The sequence below is a fragment of the Vibrio sp. S/42/10 genome, assembly GCF_029890535.1.
Taxonomy (GTDB): domain Bacteria; phylum Pseudomonadota; class Gammaproteobacteria; order Enterobacterales; family Vibrionaceae; genus Vibrio; species Vibrio cyclitrophicus.
Window position 1 is genome coordinate 147509 of record NZ_JAKMZC010000001.1, and the last position, 20385, is coordinate 167893.

At 44.0% G+C, this 20385-nt stretch carries 17 protein-coding genes; 7 read left to right on the plus strand and 10 right to left on the minus strand.

The window, feature by feature from the left end; genetic code table 11:
* Positions 1–24: 24 nt before the first annotated feature.
* Complete coding sequence (locus tag L8S15_RS00625) at positions 25–654, minus strand: TetR/AcrR family transcriptional regulator (protein WP_010441478.1); 630 nt, start codon at positions 652–654, stop codon at positions 25–27.
* Between the two features lie 755 nt (positions 655–1409).
* Between L8S15_RS00625 and L8S15_RS00630 the strand changes: the two genes are divergently transcribed.
* Positions 1410–2717, plus strand: coding sequence for a TolC family outer membrane protein (locus L8S15_RS00630; protein ID WP_280571897.1), 1308 nt, complete (start codon positions 1410–1412; stop codon positions 2715–2717).
* Positions 2717–3328, plus strand: coding sequence for an OmpA family protein (locus L8S15_RS00635; protein ID WP_010441482.1), 612 nt, complete (start codon positions 2717–2719; stop codon positions 3326–3328). The genes L8S15_RS00630 and L8S15_RS00635 overlap by 1 nt, the downstream gene beginning before the upstream one ends.
* Before the next feature lie 275 nt (positions 3329–3603).
* Here L8S15_RS00635 and nhaA read toward each other — a convergent pair whose 3' ends face one another.
* From nhaA to L8S15_RS00660, 5 genes are all read right to left on the minus strand, one after another.
* Entirely contained in the window at positions 3604–4770 is a 1167-nt protein-coding gene (nhaA, locus tag L8S15_RS00640) for a Na+/H+ antiporter NhaA (RefSeq protein WP_010441484.1), read from the minus strand.
* A 274-nt stretch (positions 4771–5044) separates the two neighbouring features.
* Positions 5045–6193 carry a lipocalin-like domain-containing protein gene (locus L8S15_RS00645; protein WP_016784577.1) on the minus strand — a complete coding sequence of 383 codons (1149 nt, stop codon included), beginning with the start codon at positions 6191–6193 and terminating at the stop codon, positions 5045–5047.
* A complete protein-coding gene (locus L8S15_RS00650; protein WP_010441487.1) occupies positions 6183–8636 on the minus strand; it encodes an ABC transporter permease in 2454 nt (817 codons plus the stop codon). The genes L8S15_RS00645 and L8S15_RS00650 overlap by 11 nt, the downstream gene beginning before the upstream one ends.
* Positions 8617–9288 (minus strand): ABC transporter ATP-binding protein, encoded by a 672-nt coding sequence (locus L8S15_RS00655; RefSeq protein WP_010441489.1) that lies wholly within the window; start codon positions 9286–9288, stop codon positions 8617–8619. Before L8S15_RS00655 ends, L8S15_RS00650 begins: the two co-directional genes overlap by 20 nt.
* 122 nt (positions 9289–9410) lie before the next feature.
* Complete coding sequence (locus L8S15_RS00660; protein ID WP_010441491.1) at positions 9411–10784, minus strand: MATE family efflux transporter; 1374 nt, start codon at positions 10782–10784, stop codon at positions 9411–9413.
* A gap of 96 nt (positions 10785–10880) precedes the next feature.
* On the opposite strand from L8S15_RS00660, the gene L8S15_RS00665 reads away from it, so the two are divergent.
* Complete coding sequence (locus L8S15_RS00665; protein WP_016797414.1) at positions 10881–12320, plus strand: DUF2867 domain-containing protein; 1440 nt, start codon at positions 10881–10883, stop codon at positions 12318–12320.
* Between the two features lie 125 nt (positions 12321–12445).
* On the opposite strand, the gene L8S15_RS00670 is transcribed toward L8S15_RS00665, so the two are convergent.
* The 3 genes from L8S15_RS00670 to rsuA form a co-directional block, all read right to left on the minus strand.
* Positions 12446–13105, minus strand: a complete 660-nt coding sequence (locus L8S15_RS00670) for a DUF2913 family protein (RefSeq protein WP_010441495.1) — start codon at positions 13103–13105, stop codon at positions 12446–12448.
* Complete coding sequence (locus L8S15_RS00675) at positions 13105–14322, minus strand: Bcr/CflA family multidrug efflux MFS transporter (RefSeq protein WP_010441498.1); 1218 nt, start codon at positions 14320–14322, stop codon at positions 13105–13107. Before L8S15_RS00675 ends, L8S15_RS00670 begins: the two co-directional genes overlap by 1 nt.
* A 179-nt stretch (positions 14323–14501) precedes the next feature.
* Entirely contained in the window at positions 14502–15197 is a 696-nt protein-coding gene (rsuA, locus tag L8S15_RS00680; RefSeq protein WP_016797416.1) for a 16S rRNA pseudouridine(516) synthase RsuA, read from the minus strand.
* 97 nt (positions 15198–15294) lie between these two features.
* On the opposite strand from rsuA, the gene L8S15_RS00685 reads away from it, so the two are divergent.
* The 4 genes from L8S15_RS00685 to L8S15_RS00700 all read left to right on the plus strand — a co-directional run bounded on the left by L8S15_RS00685 (position 15295) and on the right by L8S15_RS00700 (position 19695).
* Positions 15295–17037: a DEAD/DEAH box helicase gene (locus L8S15_RS00685; RefSeq protein WP_016784579.1), complete on the plus strand. Its 1743-nt coding sequence runs from the start codon at positions 15295–15297 to the stop codon at positions 17035–17037.
* Positions 17038–17141: 104 nt separating this feature from the next.
* Positions 17142–17540 (plus strand): membrane protein, encoded by a 399-nt coding sequence (locus L8S15_RS00690; RefSeq protein WP_010441504.1) that lies wholly within the window; start codon positions 17142–17144, stop codon positions 17538–17540.
* 27 nt (positions 17541–17567) lie between these two features.
* The gene (locus L8S15_RS00695) at positions 17568–18227 is read left to right on the plus strand and encodes a response regulator transcription factor (RefSeq protein ID WP_010441506.1); all 660 of its coding nucleotides are present in this window, start codon (positions 17568–17570) and stop codon (positions 18225–18227) included.
* Between the two features lie 118 nt (positions 18228–18345).
* A complete protein-coding gene (locus L8S15_RS00700) occupies positions 18346–19695 on the plus strand; it encodes an ATP-binding protein (protein ID WP_016797418.1) in 1350 nt (449 codons plus the stop codon).
* A 115-nt stretch (positions 19696–19810) separates the two neighbouring features.
* Here L8S15_RS00700 and L8S15_RS00705 read toward each other — a convergent pair whose 3' ends face one another.
* Positions 19811–20191 carry a VOC family protein gene (locus L8S15_RS00705; protein WP_010441510.1) on the minus strand — a complete coding sequence of 127 codons (381 nt, stop codon included), beginning with the start codon at positions 20189–20191 and terminating at the stop codon, positions 19811–19813.
* Positions 20192–20385 lie beyond the last annotated feature (194 nt).

Consider the following 20385-nt stretch of genomic DNA (forward strand, 5'->3'; position numbering starts at 1 on the left):
GTGAATATTTTACTTTTTATTGTTTTATTCTTTTGCTGACATACCAGCGGCTAAATATGGAATGAGAATATCGACCACTGATTTCGCATCTATCTTTCTGTCATAGTCATTCTCTGCAATTTCTATGAGGGCTTGGCTAGATGCCATGGTGAACACACAAGTCCCTAGGGTGAAGTGCAATCGCCAAAATAACTGTTCTTGAGTAAGGTTCGGATTCGCCTTCATTACTGATGTCGTAAACAAAGAAAGTACTTCGCTATAACGAGTAGTAATAAACCAACGCAGGTGCCCTTGCACATCCGTATAGCCTCTACCGATAAGCAACATGAAGCGACTCGTACCGTTTGGTCTAACATCGTTGAGTGCTCTTAATGGCTGTCTTAAAGACTCAAACACGTCACTCATAGAATACGTTTCGTTCAAGTTTAAGTTCACTAGCGCATCTTGTAGAGCTGGCATGAATGCCTCTAAGTACCGATTGAGTACCGCACGAACCAGAGTTTTCTTATCGCCAAAGTGGTAATTCACTGAAGCTAAATTGACATTGGCTTTACCCGTAATGGTACGTAAAGAGGTGTCATTAAAACCGTGCTCAGCGAATAAGCCTTCAGCCACATCTAAGATTTTGTCTTTGGTTGTACTTCTTGGTGCCATTTCAATCACTCGTATTAAACAACTGTTTGAAATATACTCTTAGTACATTTATTTAACAAGCAAGCAACATCACATTTTCACAAATTGGTCGTACCAGTTGGAAAAAGTCGACACTAACCAATTGAATCGATGTGTGTTTACAAAAAAAGGAAAAATTAATGAATTTTCTTGGAACTGAAATAGAAATGGAGGGTCATAAATTAAGTAGAAAACAGAGTATTTAGAAGTTTAACAGGCCGTCAAACTTGTTCTTCTCACTGCTTTCTTAATTACTGCATTTTCCTTATTAACTCCTATACTTGTATCCGCCCAAACCGTGTTGGTTTGGGCTTTTTTTTGTTTGTTGTTTAGAGTGAAACCTTACTTGCCCTTCTTCACAGCTACAACTACAAACTAAACAGCGCGATCGATTCTTTATATATTGTCATTTTTTACTAAAAATCGAACTACCACGCTTGGCACATTGCTATCACTGAGATACGTATTTCAAACAACCCCCTAACCAACGTTTATCAATCTCTGCCCAAGCCGAATTCTAGCCTTGCATTTATTTTCAACACATCTACTCGAAGCTTACCACCTGTCACAACTGGTAAATTAATCAATAGCGATAGAGACTTACATTCGAAATAAAGCCAACAAACTTAGCAATTTCTAGCAGATGTCCTAAGCTTCGTTTAATACCCTTCTCAATTAAGTAGTTAAACGCTAGTTGAGAGGAGGCGGGAGCTTTTAAAAGTAGAAGGAGACCTACTTTGAGACTGTTTAAATTACCCATCATCTGTTGCTTAGCTATTGCAACCCCACTCTCTGCTCAGACTTTAGAACAGGCCGTTGCCATTACCTTGGCTACCAATCCTGAGATAAAAAGTATTTTTAATGAGTTTGTGAGTGTACAAAAACGAAACGATGCCGCAGGTGGTGCTTATAGGCCGAGTATCGATCTTGATGCTGGTATTGGCTATGAAGGCATAAACCCTGCGCGAAACAACGGTCCTGATACCGATCTCACACGAAAGGAAGCCACCATATCCCTCACTCAGTTGTTGTGGGATGGTTCGTCGACTCTCAATGATATTGACCGTACTGCCGCAGAAGCGGAATCGGTTCGCTTACAATTACTCGCGGATGCCGAAGACAAAGCGCTAGAGGTCACACAGATCTACCTGGATGCAGTCAAAGCAACTGAAGTTTTAGCCCTTTCGGAAAGTAACCTTGCTATCCACAAGAAAATCTATAAAGACATCAAAAAACGAGCAGCCTCAGGCATAGGCTCAACCGCAGATGTATCTCAAGTAGAAGCTAGGATTGCAAAAGCGCACGGCAATTTATTAGCCGCACAGAACAACCTAATTGATACCCACACTCAATTTAGAAGAATAGTGGGTCAAGAACCGCTTGGCTTAGTTTACCCAAGAGCCGATATTTCTATGATTCCTCTGTCATTATCAGACGCCCTTGTTAATGCTCTGGACCAACACCCGGTAATCAAAGTCGCAACTGCAGATGTCGATTCGGCGCACTTCCAGTACAAACAATCAAAAGGGGTTAACTACCCGACTTTCTCTATCGAGGCATCTCAATCATGGCGCGATGATGCGGGAGGCGATGAAGGTTCGAGCCAAGAGACGTTGGCAATGTTAAGAATGCGATACAACCTCTACAACGGTGGTACCGATAGTGCTAATTCAGAAGCTGCAGCTTACCAACTTAATAAAGCGAAGGATCTAAGAGATCGTGCTTATCGACAAGTGGAAGAAGGCCTTCGCCTATCTTGGAGTGCATTGGATCTGACGTTGCAACAAAAGAACTTCTTGTCTGATCACGTGGATTCGGCGTCAGAAACCGTTATCGCTTATGAGAAACAATATCGAATCGGCAAACGTACACTCCTTGACCTGCTTAACACCGAAAACGAATTGTTTGAAGCCCGTAAAGATTACTTAGATGCGCATTACTCTGAACAGTACGCTAAATACCGTGTAATGAACGCGACAGGCTCTCTATTGAACGCTCTACTGGTCGACATTCCAGACGAGTGGACAACGGCCGTGGAGTATTAATGATGAAAATACCTTACTTATTGCTTTCCGCATTAACGATAACGCTATGTGCATGCTCTAGCCAAAATGAAGAGCCCTACATAGAAACGCCAGAAGCGGAGCAAATTTCAGACCTGCAAGACGATGATAATGATGGGGTGGTCAATGCACGAGATACCTGCCCAAGTACACCTAGAGCGTCATTAGTTGATAATGAAGGTTGTGGCGAGACTATACGCTCAGAAGAAATCAGACAGCTGAACATCCTTTTCGCCAATGACTCCTATGAAGTTAACCCTATCTTCTCAGATCAAATCACTACCATGGCTGAGTTCTTAGAAACCTACCAAAGTGCATCGATAGAAATTCAAGGTTACGCCAGTAAAGTCGGCGCGAGTGAATACAACTTAGAGTTATCAAAGAAGCGCGCTCACCACGTTGAAGATGAATTATTGTCGAATGGTATAGACCCGAGCCGAGTAAGAGTTGTCGGTTACGGTGAAAACCGCTTAGAGAGCGATGGCAACGATGCTACTTCTCATGCACTGAACCGTCGAGTAACAGCAACGGTTGTCGGGCTGAATGAGCAGATCGTCGAGGAGTGGACCATATTTACCACGCTAGAAAAATAACATGACACTGTCACTCTGGTCATCCCAAACGATCCGCAATTCATGCCGATCAAAATAATGAGTTGAATCTAGGAGTTTTAGATCATCAATAACTAACCAAACTAAAAATACTAGCAGTTAGGATCAATAAAGCCGTGATAGGAAACCCTATCACGGCTTTTTTGTTCTTTGCTGTCACATGAATCGGGGAGGATGATTCTGTGACTCGTCTTGCTACTCAGAAGTTAGCTTGTTAATCAGTGAATAGGCTCGCCGTTAAACGAGCCTACCGCTGATTATAGTTTTACTTCTTGTTGCTTTGCTGTTTTCGGTAAAGAAACGCTTAGCAGGAAGTAACCTAGAATTGCAGCTGTTGTAGATCCCATCAGGATGCCTAGTCGAGCTAGTGTGTCAAACTCTACATTCGTTGGGCCAAACGCTAACGAAGAGATAAAGATAGACATTGTAAAACCAATACCACACAGGACAGATACTGCGAAGATGTTCATAAAGTTCACACCTTCAGGGAGCTTAGCAACACCCAATTTCACCGCTCCCCAGCTGAATGCAAAGATACCAAGAGGCTTACCAATCAATAGACCCATAGCGATACCAAGCGGTAGCATACCTGTTAGGCTTGAGATTGAGATACCTTCCAATGAAATACCTGCGTTTGCAAAAGCAAAGACTGGCAAGATTGCAAAAGCGACGTATGGGTGCAGAGCATGTTCTAGATGCTTCAGCGGAGAATGTTCACCTTTATTGCCTTTCAGTGGGATAGCAAAACCAATCACTACACCAGCCAGCGTTGCATGAACACCAGACTTCAATACTGCAAACCACAGAATTGCACCAACAATGAGATACACACTCAGCTTAGTTACATGCTTGTTGTTTAGCATGAACAGCACACCCGTTGCGATGAAACCAACCGTTAGCGCAAGCGTTGATAGGTCGCCTGAGTAGAACAGTGCAATGATAACAACAACGCCAAGGTCATCGATAATTGCTAAAGCCAATAGGAACACCTTCAAGCTAACCGGTACACGGTTACCAAGAAGCGCCATGATACCTAATGCGAATGCAATATCAGTTGCCGCTGGGATAGCCCAACCTTGAAGCGCTTCTGGGTTACTTGAGTTAAATAGCACGTAAATAAGTGCCGGAGCTAGCATACCGCCAACGGCTGCGATAGCTGGGAAGATTGCTGTCTCTTTAGATTTTAATGCACCTTCTAAAAGCTCACGCTTAACCTCTAAGCCGATTAGAAGGAAGAACACTGCCATTAAGCCATCGTTAATCCAGTGAGACACAGACATACCCAAAACGTAACTATGTAATACGCCTTGGTACATTTCGTTCAGTGGTGAGTTTGCTACAAACATTGCGATCGCCGCAGCGATGACTAGTATGATGCCGCCAGCAGATTCCATTTTAAAGAAGTCACGGATGACGTCGGTCATGATTTCGCCCTTATATTTATTATTTAAATAAACGAATAACAAAGAATAGCCATGAGTTTATATCCAAGCTTTCTCGATAGATAATCACTTCTTCGGATGTTTAACTTCGGTTTTTCCTACAAATACTAAACAATACGTCGTATATTCCATAATGTTATTATGTCACATAAATTAAGTATAGATGAGATAGCCGAGTCTGTATGCACATTTAGTTTAAGCTTTTTAGAAACCTCAAGCATAAAAAAGGCTATCAAATGATAGCCTTAGGTGTTTTTCAGTAGCCGGTTAACTGCATAAAGCCCGTCGCTTCATGGCTTCCGCTGGCCATTATTGGCCCTTCCCAATATGGTATGACAAATGGAAGCCACATATCTCTGCGTTTAATGCGCGTCGTGAGATTGATATTGTGCTGTGGCACGTTGATTATCCATTGAAGGGGCATTCTTCTGCCATTCAATAACGTTGTGTTCTGCAGAGGCTTGATAGAGATATCAGAGTCTGTTAAGTGATAAACCTTACCTGAGCGAGTTGCCAATGTGCCAAAAACATAAGGCAATTGTTGGTTGTGACGATAGCGATTGATACTTAACGCGGTGCCATCATCAAGATTAAACACAAACCAATCCCAACCTTGTTGACCCACTCCAAGTAAGCCACTGCCCCACTCTTTATGCACCCACGCCGTACCTTCAACTTCTTTGGTAACACCATCAAGGTTCAACACTCCACTCAATGATAAAAAGGGTGCGCTAAAGTTGTAAGAAGCGACAGGTAGTAGATCGTGTTTTTTCTGATAGCCATTGTCCCCGTTAAGCACGTATGGCCCTTTAGCCACAGTGTCCAATTCGAGACCAAATGTGTCGGTTTTGACTTGAAGACGGCCAGGAAACGGCGTATTACCCAATGCTCGCCAGTTCCAATTATCAATCCAAATTCTAAACGGTCGATTTGTCATTCCCGCTTGACCAATGCCACCACGAGCTAAACGTTGCTCTTTCCAAACTTTCATCTCAGAAGAGATCACCACATTTGAAATATAGATTTGCGGGCTTTGCCACCCCGGAGTTTCGCGTTCATCTGTTGCGATACGAAAGAAACTCCATTGAACCGAGTACTTTTTACCATCTTTCCCTTTTAGGGACGCAAAATAATGCCACCATTCGTGTTGAAACTCTGGATGAAATTGGAAATCTCGCGGCAGAGAAACCGTTCTATCGGGTAACACTGGTTCAAATACATTGAAATGCTCACTGACCAGTACCGAGTTAACTTCATTGACGCCCTTTTCACCGACGTCAACGAAATAGGAGTAGTAAGCCCAGATACTTAAAAGCGCACCAAAGAAGCAGATCAACAATACAGAAGAGATCAATCGGTGCCTGAATTTAATTGAATTATCGCGTTGAAGCATATTAAAGCGCATCCCTTAATGATTTCATCGGTGTGTTCCGAATCATTCTCATCACCGGTAAAGCACCAGCAAGCATTAATGCTGCCATGGCCCATGCAAATGTCACTAAATAATCCCATGGAATCACTTGTAACTCGAGTGACCAACCAAAAGATTGCTTAATCACGATATCCACGATCAAGCTCGCTAACGCTAAGCCAAGCGGAATGGCGATTAGTGAGGAAATAAGTCCAAATACAAACAACTGTAAACTACCAGTTAGGATCAGCTCTTTAGCCGAAACTCCCAAACAACGCTGTAATGAAATATGCCTTTGACGCGATACCTCGCCCGCAACAGTCGCAAAGAAGATACCGAAAACCGCAATCACTAAAGTGATGTTGCCTAGAGTGTCGGCAATAGCGAAAGTTCTATCAAACACACGCATCGCTTGGCTATGGATATTGTTATTATCGAAAATACGTTCCGACCCCAGCCTGAATACATTCTCTAGTCGGCTACGTAAGCCTATTGCATTCACGTCGTCTTTTAAAATGACGCCAAGCCCCACATTACCCCTGCCAGCAAAACCATACAGCCAGTTTCGATGGGACATCATTACTTGATGGTAAGGATTACCATAATCGTAATACACACCCACAACCTGCCAACCAGAGCCTAGGCTGTCATAAAGATCAATGTAGTCACCAGGACGGATACCCAGTTTCAAAGACATAGATTCACTGATCAATACGCCTTTAGAATGATGCAAGTGATACCAATAATTCGGAATACCTAACTTAATCGTTAGTGCTTCTAGTTCACCTTCTGATGGGCCAGTACTAACAACTTGAATACTGCCTACAGGTGAAGCGACGTCTTTTTCCCAACGCCACCACACAGAATCCACTTCAGGTTGATCTGACAACCAGTTGCTCATGCGAGCAGCGGCATTGTTAGTTGGGTATATATAGAGATCAGCGGCCAAACGCTGCGTTAGCCATTTATCCGTAGTATCTCTGAAACTGCCCACCATGGTTTCAACGCCAATATTAGCTGTTAACGCCAACATAAAGGCCATTGTCGCCACACCACGATAGCTCATACTCGAGGCTGCATCAGCAAAGAACCAACGAGCACGAACCCAACGCAAAGAGTAAGACAAACTATTGAACAGCTTCCACATCAAGAATGGCGTAAACAACGCGACACTCACCAGCATCAGGGCAATAATTGCAAAACCCGTTTCTTGGGTTTGGGGCGCTTGATACACAGCAACCGCAGCGACACAGAACCCACAACCCATTAAGGCTTGCCAAGTAAACTCGGTGCCAGCGAAGCGCATTAATGACAGTCGAGAGGTCAAACGAATAGGCTGAGATTTAAGCAAACGTACCAACGGCCAAGCGCACGCTAAGAATGCCCCAAGTAATGCCATTAATAAGCTGTAACCACTCCAACGCCAACTCCAGCTCAGCGTTAAGCCCACATTAGCATCATAAAGATCGCCCAAGCTTGAAGAAACTGCAGGTAACAGTTGATTCGCGAGCATCAAGCCAAAAATATTGCCGCATATCCAGCTGAGTAAAACTAAGATCAATAGCTCTAAACAAAGCGCTTTCGCAAGTTGCCAACCGGATACACCTGTTTGTCTTAATATTCCAACTAACGGCTGACGTTGAATAAATGAAAGCGACATCGCTTGATAAAAAATAAACAAGCCCACCACAAACGACAACATACCCATGGCGGTTAAGTTCAAGTGGAAGGCACTGGTAAGAGATTCCAGCTCCGCCTTTGAACTACGAGTAATCGTTAATCCATTTGGTAGCATGTTCTTAAGACGCTCAAACTTTTCAGTTGGCATATCTGAACACGCAATCACCGAAAGCCCTGCACTGCGTTTTAGCATTCTGAGCAATGAGATATCCGCAATCAGGCGAGTACCATTAATAATATTGTCTTGATCGACAGCCACTGGCCCTAACTCAGATCCATCCATCAGATGGATGTAGTCGCCGTGTTTCCATTCCATGTGTTCAGCGAGATCATCACTGACTAGGATCGGGTATGGCGGTTTCATTAGATTTAAGGTAGTGAGATCTTTTAATGCAACACCCGGCTGTAGCTGAAGCATAGACACAGGGTCTAAGCCAATTAGCATGAAGTTCGCGCCGTTTTCATCAGTGATACGATGGTGGTCAAAAGGAGAACACTGTTGAAAGCCTTCACGGCGAAGTTGGATATAAAAACCTTGCGGGATTTTATTAGCGTTGTGTTTTGGTCGAATACGATAAGGAAGAGGATTCGAAAAAAGTTTCTCGCCATGCGCATAGCTTTGCTTGGCGTGTTGGTTGATGGCAGTAACACCAACCAAAAGTGATACGCCAAGGGTTAAACCAAGCCATACCAAAATAATCTGAAGTGGGTAACGTCGATAGTGACCGAGTAGTGCCTTAACTACGGGCCATGACATGCAGTTGCCCTCCTTGTAGACGGATACGACCATCCATATGGAGCGCTACTTTTTCACTGTGCGTCACCAATAACAAGGTACACTCTAACTGACGAGCCAAAGAAGTAAGCAAACGCATTACCGCTTCCGCATTACGTTCATCTAAGCTTCCTGTTGGTTCATCGGCCAACAAAATTTTAGGTTCCATATACAAAGCACGAGCAATTGCCGCACGTTGTTGTTGGCCACCAGACGCCTCTTCAGGATAACGCCCCAGTAAAGGCATAAGGTCTAAAGCAGAAAGAATTTGTCTCCAGAGTCCTTTATCTTCTGGTAAACCCTTTAATTGACGGCAAAAGCGAATGTTATCGGCAATATTAAGCGTTGGCAGTAAGTTGAATTGCTGGAAGATATGGCCAATATTATTTCGGCGATAAGCAGTACGATCACGTTCAGTGGAGGCGTGCATGTTGAAATGAGGAAAAGCAATTTCACCTGAGTCTGCTAGGTCTAAACCCGCGATAAGATTCAATAATGTACTTTTCCCTGAACCGCTTTCTCCCATTAATGCGAGTTGATCGCCTTGGTTTAATGTTAACTCAGCACCTTGCAAAACAGGGTGGAACTCCCCCCCGTCGACATAGCCTTTACATAGGTCTGACAGCTTTAACATTAAACAGCTCACATTAGTTAGAATTTGGAAGGAGAATCTACACTAATTCCCTGTTAGGAGGAAGTATTTTGAAAGATAGATCACACGCCAACGAGAAAGTCATTAGATTGATGCGCCTCACTTCAACTTCCTATTAAGTTCTTAATCCATTTTCTTGTTTTCATTCGATAGAGCGAACCGCCCCACTTTATGACTTCTTCGGTAAGAAACAGTAAATACACCCATTCAGGCGGGAACTTGAAATAAATAGCAGCGATCGCGGCCAATGGAATGCCAATCACCCACTGAGCGATTAAGTCTTGATAGAGGCAGAACTTAACATCACCACCCGCTCTCAATACACCTACAATCACTGTCATTGGGATAGAACGGATAACAATTCCGACACTTAAAATGAGAATAAACTTCTCTGAGAGCGCTCTGGTTTCTTCAGTCAACGCGCTGAACGCATTAAGTATTGGTACTTGCACAAAATAAAGGAAGACCGCCACAACAATACTGGTCAAGAAACACAAAATGGTTAGGCCGAGAGCTTGATAGTAAACCGCTTCATTATTCTTTGCGCCAAGTTGATTCCCGACCAAAACAGAAGCTGCATTCGACATGCCAATCAATAGACTCAACGAGATAGACTCAACCGGCGTCATTACTGACAGTGCCGCCAAACCTTGTACACCTGATTGCCCCATGATTGCGTGATAAGCAAAAAGACCACCAGCCCAAGCTAAGAAATTAAACGTCGTCGGCAACGATAACTTCAAAAAGCGAATCACTTTTTCAACGGTCGCTGCCGCTTTGATATCACAGAATTTAAAGGCTAATAAATGTTTAGAGAAATAGAGGTAACCAAACAAGGTTGCTACTTCAATAGCCCCACTCATTACCGTCGCAATCGCTGCGCCTTTTATTCCAAGAGCAGGAAAGCCCCAATTACCAAAGATCAGTACCCAGTTTAAGAACACATTAGAAAGGATGCCAATACCACTAAAGAAAGTACTGAGCCCTGGTTTATGCATCGCTCTCAAGCCAACAGCCATACTGCTCACACAGGATACCGCCAACATGCTAAATGAAGTGATAACGATGTATTCCATACCCAAGTTAATGACTTCTTGAGAGTCTGTCGTCACACCCATGATTTGCGCTGGGAAAGAGACAAAGAAAACAATAGTCAGTAAGGCAAACAACGTCGAAACCAACCAGGTCAGAGCGGTACTTTCTCTCACGCCTTGTTTGTCCCCCGCTCCCCAGTATTGTGCCGTCAACAACGCGCCACCCGTGGTAACACCAACTAACATAATGGTCGTCACAAACATCGCACGGCTTGCTACTCCAACCGCCGCAATGTCTGCTTCTCCAAGCTGACCCAACATCAACACATCCACTAAGCCTCGGCTTGAAAACATAATGCTCTGCAAAGTGATAGGCAAAGCAATCGCAATAAGCCTACGAACAAAATCACCGCGAGTGTGATGAAGAATGGAAGAGAGCAACATAGAGATACCTAAACGGAACGTATTGATGAATAAAGATAAATATCGCGCTATTATATCAATGTTCGGTTTTTAACCACAGATATAAATGGAGTAACAATGAAGAAAGTACTGGTTTTAGGCGCTTCTGGATATGTTGGTTCACAGCTCCTCCCCCTCCTGCTTGAACAAGGCTATCAAGTTACTGCAGCAGCAAGGCATATCGACTATTTAAAGGCACGAACAGAACCTCACGACAACTTGTCACTGGAATACCTTGATCTCGCAGATCAAGCGGCGACACAAGCATTGGTACCCGATTTTGATCTTATCTTCTTTCTAGTTCATGGCATGGCAGAAGGCCATGATTTCATTGATTACGAGCTCAACTTGGCGCGTAACTTTGTTTCGGCACTTGGACCGAAGAATCAACACATTATCTATCTCAGTTCTCTTCAGCCTCAAACGGGCGATTCAGAACACCTTCAAGCTAGAAAAAAAACCGGACAGCTACTTCGAAAAGGCCCCGTTCCTGTAACCGAACTCCAAGCCGGTGTTATCATCGGTCCAGGCTCCGCAGCATTCGAGATCATGCGAGATTTCGTTTACAACCTACCCATCATGATTGCGCCAATATGGGTGGACTCCAAAGCCAACCCTATCGCCTTGCAGAACCTTAACCATTACTTGCTGAAACTCGCACAGGACACACCCAATGAAAGCCAAACGTTTGAGGTTGGCGGACCTGATATTGTCTCTTACCGAAACCAGTTTGCTCATATAGCCAAAACAGCCGATCGCCCACTCAGGCTTTGGGCAACGTCATTACTAACGCCTCAAATCGCTTCCTATTGGTTAGGGGTAGTCACCTCCGTCCCTTCTAACATCGGCAGAGCGCTTCTCGCAGGCTTAAAGCATGACTTCATTGCCAGTTCGACCACCATTAGAGAAAAGTACCCTCAAAAGCTTATATCGTTCGAGAGCATGGTTGAGCAAGCCATTCACGCTGAAGGAAATTTCGTTAAAAGTAATGTCTGGGGCTTTGATAAAACCGCGTTCAAACGATGGCAAGCTGGATATGGCTACTACCCCAAGAAAACCGGTGCAAGCATTACTTCAACCGCGTCACTGGAATCACTGTGGAATGTCGCACAGCAGATAGGAAGCCCCAAGCAAGGTTACTTCTTTGCTAACGCTTTATGGCGCACACGAGAATGGCTAGATGTTCTGTTTGGTGGCGGTATACCGGTTCGACAAATGCCTGAAGGCCCAAACTTAAAAGTGGGTGACAAAATCGACTCGTGGAAAGTGATCCGTTGCAAAGAGAATCAGTTCTTATCTCTGCTTTTCGGAATGAAAGGCCCTGGTTTAGGTCGGCTGGAAATTACCGTATCTGACCACGGAGAAGCTCGTGAACTGAATATCTCAGCTTGGTGGCATCCAAAGGGCTTTCTAGGATTACTGTATTGGTTTGCGATGATGCCGGCCCACCTGTTTATCTTTAAAGGCATGGTAAAGGCGATAGAAAAGCAGGCTAAAAAAGCTGATAAAAAACCATAACAGCACATGAAGTATTAGAGTAAAGAGATGCTAAGACAGTAAAAACGAATGATGTAGCCCGTTGCTATCATTAAAAAAAGACCGCCAATTCGGCGGTCTTTTGATAAATATCGAGAGTCACTTAGTTAACCAATAACACTTATTGGAATTTCCGCTAACTGATTACCTTGGTTGGCAGGGTACACGATGTATTCACCGTGGTACTTCACCGCTGACTTATAGTCTGTAACTTTGTGAAGCATAAAGCCTGCTTCCATCGCTGCTTGAATAAACTCTGCGTGATTACCACGCACAAACCAGTTCATCGGCTTAACCATCAACTCACCGTCGAAAGAGTCGTCACACTGTTTACCACACAAGGCAAAAGAATGTTCGCCATCGGTGAAGAATTGAATCTTACCGCCAGTGGTCAGTTCATCTTCACTCGATACGCTCCAACCCATCTCATACATTTTGTCCATAAATGCTTCAACATCACTGTCTTTTAGCGCTTTAGGCTCTTCGCCTTCAGGGAAAAAACGTCCGTAAAACGCAGAAATACGTTTGAAGGTAAAAGTTAAATCAGAGTTGTTGCCTTTTGAGCGACCCTGTTTCTGCCAGCGAACCAAGTCAGGCACAATCACGCGATCATAAGCTTGAGATTTAATCGCCTTTGTTACCCAACGAACAAGGTAAAGGTTGTTCGCGATAGGTGCGTCAATGGCCTTGCCAGATTTATGTAAAGCATATAGCTCGCCTAGCGCATCATTCACTAACTTCTGAATTTCAATATAGTATTTTGACATTATGCCTTCTTTCCTAATGTCCAATATAGTAATGCTGACATTACTGCACACGCAGCCATTACCATAGCCATAGACCCAGCACTGTCACTTGGTAGCATCGCAACGATCGCTCCAACGACAGAACCAGTACCAAATCTCAATGTTCCCGCAAGCGATGAAGCCGTGCCTGCCATATTAGGGTAACCACTTAGCAGTAGACCCATAGAGTTACTGCCAATCGTAGAAATAGTGCCGATAAACAGCATCACAAACGGTACAATACCCCAAAGCCCGAGATCCAATGCCCAACCAGCCAGTAAACCCACACCAGCCAGTAATTGAATGACCAGCGCTGCTCTCAGCATGGTATGAGAACCGACCTTCTTAACGATTCGACCATTGATTGTCGTCATCAGAATCATCGCAACAATGTTCAAGCCAAATAAGTAACCAAACAAATCAGGACGTACGCCATAAATGTCGATATAAACAAAAGAGCCTGCGGTTAAGAATGCAAACATCCCAGAAAAAGAGAATGCACCAGAGAAAATCAGGCCCATAGCCGTAGGGTTTTTACATAAACGAGCGTAATTACGAATCGTCGTTTTAAAGCGCAGTGGCTGGCGATTTTCAACAGGCAGTGTCTCAGGAATTTTGATTATTACCGCGAGAATCACAATCACCGCAAAAATGGCCAAGACCCAAAAGATTGAACGCCAGCCAAACCACAATGCCAAGTAACCACCAATCATAGGTGCGATAAGTGGCGCAACCGTCATCACCAAGGTAACGAACGACATGGTTCTTGCAAAATCTTCACGGTCGAACATATCACGCACAACGGCCTGGATAATGACCGCTGCCGCTGCCCCTGCGAAACCTTGAGCAGTACGAACTAACGTTAGCGCTTCAATGCCATGAGTAGTAGCACTCACAACAGACGCAATTGCAAAGAAGAAGACACCAATCAGTAAAACAGGCTTGCGACCATAACTGTCGGCTAACGGGCCATGTAACAACTGACCTAACGCAAAACCTGCGGTGTACGCTGTGAGTGTGATTTGTACTTCACCCGCTGTTACGCCGAGATCTTTGGCGATCGTTGGCATTGCGGGCAGGTACATATCGATGGCGAGTGGTGTCAGTGCACCAATCGCACCCAGAACCAAAAATAGCATCCAACCTAACTGAGGAGTTTGTGGTTGTGATTTTGGGGTCTGTTGGGTAGACGTTTGCATAACTCTCCGACTAAGTACTAGGTTTTATGTGAGCATGAATATGCACACAGTGATACGCGAATATACACATAGCGATATATAAATACGCAAATAGTAATAATGGCTGAAACTGTCCTAGTACCAGTCACAATAATCAGCCGACGCTATCCTTGGTCGGCCACATTTTACAATAGAAAAAACTACTTCCAGATAGAGTCGACTTCTTCTTGTGTTAGATAACGGTATTCACCCAACTCCAGAGATTCGTCCATCTCGATTTCACCGATACGCTCGCGATGCAATGCTTCAACCTTGTTACCAAGCGCCGCAAACATGCGTTTTACTTGATGGTATTTGCCTTCGTGAATCGTTAAAAGCACTTCACGCTCAGCACGTACATCAAGGTGTGCAGGAAGTGTTAGGCCATCTTCGCTCTTAAGCTGAATGCCTTCTTTGAATTTTTCAACGTAGTCCGATTCAACAGGTTCAACAAGCCATACACGGTATGTTTTTTCGCACTTGTGCTTTGGCGACGTGATGCGGTGAGACCACTTACCATCGTCAGTAATCAATACAAGACCAGTGGTATCAACATCGAGACGACCTGCAAAGTGCAGCTTGTCCATTTTGATTTCATCAAGCAATTCAAACGCAATACGATTTGCGCCATCTTCATGCGAACAAACAAAGCCTTCTGGCTTATAAAGCATGATGTAACGTGGGCCGTGAACGTGAAGTTCATTGCCTTGCCATTCCACAACGCACTCTTCAGTTACCTTAAGTGAGCCGCTTTTTTGAATGACATCATTAACAGTCACTGCTTTTGATTTTAATAAGTGTGTTGCTTCTCTTCGAGTGACGCCTAACGCATCGCACAGAAATTTATCTAAACGCATGAATACCTCAACTAATCTAAGTCGGGTATTATAGTCACCTTTGCTCAATTAGTTGAGCTATTTCACACTATTTGTTTTTCACCATACAAGACTCGATATGTATACACTCCGCCCATACCAAGCTGACTCCGTAAAATCAGTGATTCATTACTTCAGAAAACACCAAACTCCAGCAGTTTTGGTGCTGCCAACGGGTGCAGGAAAAAGCCTAGTCATTGCAGAGCTAGCAAGGCTTGCCAAAGGCCGCGTTTTGGTGCTTGCTCACGTTAAAGAGTTAGTAGAGCAAAACCATGAAAAATATGAAGGTTATGGGTTAAAAGGTTCGATTTTTTCTGCCGGTTTAGGCCGTAAAGAAACCGACCAGCAAGTGGTATTCGCGTCGGTTCAATCCGTGGTTCGCAATCTCGATTCATTTTCTAATCAGTTTTCATTATTGGTTATCGATGAATGCCACCGTGTACCGGATGAAAAGACCAGTAGCTACCAGAAAGTGATCACTCACTTGCGCGAGAACAATCCAGGTATCAAAGTGCTTGGGCTGACTGCAACCCCATATCGTCTTGGTATGGGTTGGCTTTATCAATACCACACACGTGGCCAAGTGCGTTCTGAAGAACCGAGATTTTTCAGAGACTGTATTTTCGAACTGCCGATCCGCTACTTATTAGACGAAGGCTTTCTTACGCCAGCACGCATGATTGATGCTCCGGTTTTGAGTTATGACTTCTCTCAGTTAAAACCAGCAAGCACTGGTCGCTATAAAGAAGCTGAGCTCGATATGGTGATCGAACAATCGAAACGCGCCACGCCACAAATTGTCGACCAAATCATTGAGCTGGCCAAAGACAAACTCGGCATCATGGTATTCGCTGCAACCGTTAGACACGCACAAGAGATCCTGAGCTTACTCCCTGAAGGTGAATCATCCATCGTGATTGGTGACACACCTACGCTAGAGCGCGACCAAATCATCAACGATTTCAAAGAACGTAAAATCAAATTCTTAGTTAACGTATCGGTATTAACCACAGGTTTTGACGCGCCACATGTGGATTTAATCGCAATTTTACGACCGACAGAGTCCATCAGTTTATATCAACAAATTGTTGGTCGTGGATTACGTTTGTCTCCAGGCAAAAAAGAGTGTTTGGTATTAGATTATGCAGGCAACAGTTACGACCTCTACCAACCTGAAGTCGGCGATCCTAAGCCGGATTCAGACAGTGAGATCATCACCATTCCCTGCCCTGCTTGCGGCTTCAATAATAACTTCTGGGGCAAGCTAGACAGCAACGGCTTCTTACTCGAACACTTTGGGCGAAAATGCCAAGGCTACTTTACCGATGAAGACACAGGGGAACGCGAGCACTGTAACTATCGCTTTAGAGCTAAATATTGCGGTGAATGCGGCGCGGACAACGACATTGCCGCACGTATTTGCCACGAATGCGATGCCACCTTAGTTGACCCAGATAAAAAACTTAAAGAAGCGTTAAACCTCAAAGATGCGTTGGTGTTTGAGTGTTTAGAAATGGACCTTAACGTTCTCAAGGACGAAAAAGGCAAGTCGCAGCTTAAGGTCACTTACCGTGGAGAAAACCAAGCACAAGTGCATGAGTTTTGGTCATTAACCACCAAGAAACAGAAGCAGAATTTTAAGGATCAGTTTGTTCGCCCTCACCTTGCCGACAGACACAGACCGTTTGAGGAAGCGTCACCAACCAAAGTTGTTGCTCACCAACATCGATTTCGCCCGCCTCAATTTGTGATTGCACGTAAAGTGGGACGCTTTTGGAAAATGAGAGACAAGATATTCGAAGACGAGCTTCAACAGCGCTAATACCTCATTTTTTGAGAACCTAAAGCTCATAATTAATCAGGTTCACTTTCTGTTCAGAATTACTTTTTTATACTGAACGCTATCAACCTTCTCTAGGATTCGCTATGTTTAGTAAAGCTATGATTTCTTTGTTTTCTATAAGCTTCGGCTTATTGGTTTCTGCCAGTGTCTGGGCCGACTCTGATCATAACGGTCATGACCTCGTACAAGATGTCCACAAAGCAGGAACTCGTATCGAATTTGAAGAAGATCAAGACGAAGTCTACGACGCAGTACAAGAAGGCTATATCCGCCCTTTCTCAGAAATGTACGCGGCAGTGGAAAACGATCTGCATGGTCGAATCATTAAAGTAGAGCTTGAAGAAGATGACGACGTTTGGGTTTACGAACTCAAAATTAATCATCAAAACAACATTATCAAAGTCGAATACAACGCTGAAACGCTAGAAATGTTAATGATAAAAGGCCGAAACTTTAAAGACGCTATAAAAAGCGCTAATTAGTAGTTCATAAAAATAAGAAGAGTAAACATGAAAATTTTAGTCGTTGAAGACGAACCTCGTTTAGGCCAACAAATTATTGAAACACTTGAGGGAGCCGACTGGGTACCCGAGCTTTCTCAAGATGGTATTGACGCACTGTATCGGGCAACATCTGAAGAGTGGGACGTGATTGTTCTCGACTTAGGCTTACCAAAATTAGATGGCTTAACCGTATTGAAAGGCATTCGAGACGAAAACATCAATACACCCGTAGTTATTTTAAGTGCTAGAGACACATTAACTCAACGAGTAGAAGGCTTGAATGCTGGCGCTGACGATTATCTAACCAAGCCATTTGAAATGGTAGAGCTGATTGCTCGAATCCGCGCTCAGTTACGCCGAGCATCTGGCAGTGCCGCTCCAGTGCTACAGATTGGCGATCTCAGCTTAGACACGCGCAGTTCAAAAGTTTTGTGGCAAGGTCAAGCTGTCAGCTTAACCGCACTCGAATACAAAGTAGTCGCGTATTTCATGCATAACCAAAACAAGGTTATTTCACGTACGGAATTGGTTGAACACATTTACAAACAAGATTTTGACCGCGATTCAAACACCGTGGAAGTGTTTATCGGGCGTATTCGTAAGAAAATCGCACCAAAGATCATAAAAACCGTTCGTGGCCTCGGCTACCAACTGAATGCTGAATAGCGCGATCGTCAATTAACAAGCGCCATCATTAATCAAATACACATCAAATAAGTGGATAGCCTGTTCTGATCACCGTAATACTGATAAATCGCGACGAGCAAAGGCCGGCTAGAAATGCATGAATCTAAAAAAAAGAACGCTTAAAAACATCAGTCTAAAAAGCCGCTTGCTTCTCGCTGCGGCTTTTTGGTTGGGTGCAATGATACTTGCTGCTGGTATCGGTATACCAAAATTGGTTAATGATTACTTGGTCGATGACGTAAAGCAGCAATTGAGTCTTACTATGGACGAGTTAACTGCAAACATCGAAACAAGTAACAGCGGCAACCTTATCATGGCCGAACGTCTTTCCGATCCAAGATTCAACCAACCGTACAGCGGGATCTATTGGCGTGCATCCACTCAAGATCAGATCATTCGTTCTCGTTCTCTATGGGATAAAGATCTTACCATCAAGCGTTCACCCATTCACACCTCCGTTAAGGGACCTCAAGACGATAAGTTGATTTACATCGAGCAAGACATTTACTTACCTGAACTGAGTGAGCCTGTCACCATTACTATTGGCCTCGATGAAGACCCACTAGAGTCAACACTCAATCAGTTAACACGCCAGGTTTGGCTTATTTTGATGTTGTTGTTTGTAGGGGTGCTACTGCTCATCGGCATTCAAGTCAGTTGGTCACTACTGCCACTAAGTAAAATGCAGCGCGAACTGGTGATGCTAAGAAAAGGCGAACAACAAGGGTTAAGTGATAACTACCCGAAAGAAGTGTCTCCGCTAGTCTCTGACCTTAATGCCCTACTCTTCCATTACCAAGAGCTATTGGAGCGAGCTCGAAACCACGCAGGTAACCTTTCTCACGCGTTAAAAACACCGTTATCGGTTTTGAAAAATGAGATAGAAATGCTTCCCGATAACGAGAAGAAACTCTTACAGCAACCCATTTATCAAATTCAAAGCCAAATTGACTATCACCTTGGCCGCGCACGCATGGCGGGTGCAATGAATATCCTTTCCGTGAAGTCATCACCTTGTGAACGTGTCGAAGCTATCGCGATGGCTTTTGATAAAGTCTATGCCGCTAACGACGTCACCATGATCAATGAGCTGGATTCTGAACTTGAAGTCGCCGTAGAAAAAACTGACCTAGATGAAATGGTCGGCAACCTGCTTGAAAATAGCTATAAATGGGCGAGCGGTATTATTCGAGTTCACGCCAACGCGCTTGCAGACGGTAATATTGAATTGGTCATTGAAGATGACGGAAAAGGCATTCCTGAAGAGAAACTCGCGCAAGTCACCAAGCGAGGCGTTCGACTTGACGAAACAACGCCAGGTACAGGTTTGGGGCTCAATATAGTGAACGAAATGGCCCACAGCTATCGAGGCAGTTTAACTCTAAGCAAGAGCTCTATGGGGGGGTTAAAAGCCTCTCTCATTCTAAAGGCCTCTCAAGCTTCTTAGGCTTCTTAGGCTTCTTAGGCTTCTTAAAAACAATAAAGCTTCTGGGCGCGAAAAGCAGGCGTTTGCCTATCATTTGCAAACACCTGCTCTTTTTCTTACTTAATGAGAGCTCACTTTAACTCATAGAATGCAACCCTATCGTATTGCCCTCAGTATCACTGACAACACTAATGAAACCATGTTGACCAATGGCCATTTTGGGCACTTGTAAGGCACCACCATTCGCTGCTGCTAAGCTCGCTTCGGTCTCACAGTCTTCACAAGAGAAATAAACCATCGTGCTGTTACCACCAGCTTTGACACCAGACATAGAACACAGCGCCCCTGTTGCACCGTAACTGTCCATCTCACAAGGAAATACCCACATTTCAATGTCGATTTCAGTTTCGTTATCTAACTTCTCTAGCCTCACTTTAAACACAGCTTCGTAAAAAGCCTTCGCTCTCGCCATATCATCGACATAAATTTCAAACCAACCAATTGGATTCATTTGCATAACGTTGTCCTTGGCTTTCGCCGCTTACTCGCCCTTAATTAGCATAGACAAAGAAAACAGATTATCGCTGAGAAGTAGCTTATAAGAGGGTTAAGTTACTTAACTTAAAATAAGCGCTGAAGAAAAGGCAAGGCCCTGTTCGATTTAAGAATTAAACAAGGCTCATATTATTGGCTGTTCTAGGATGGGTAGAC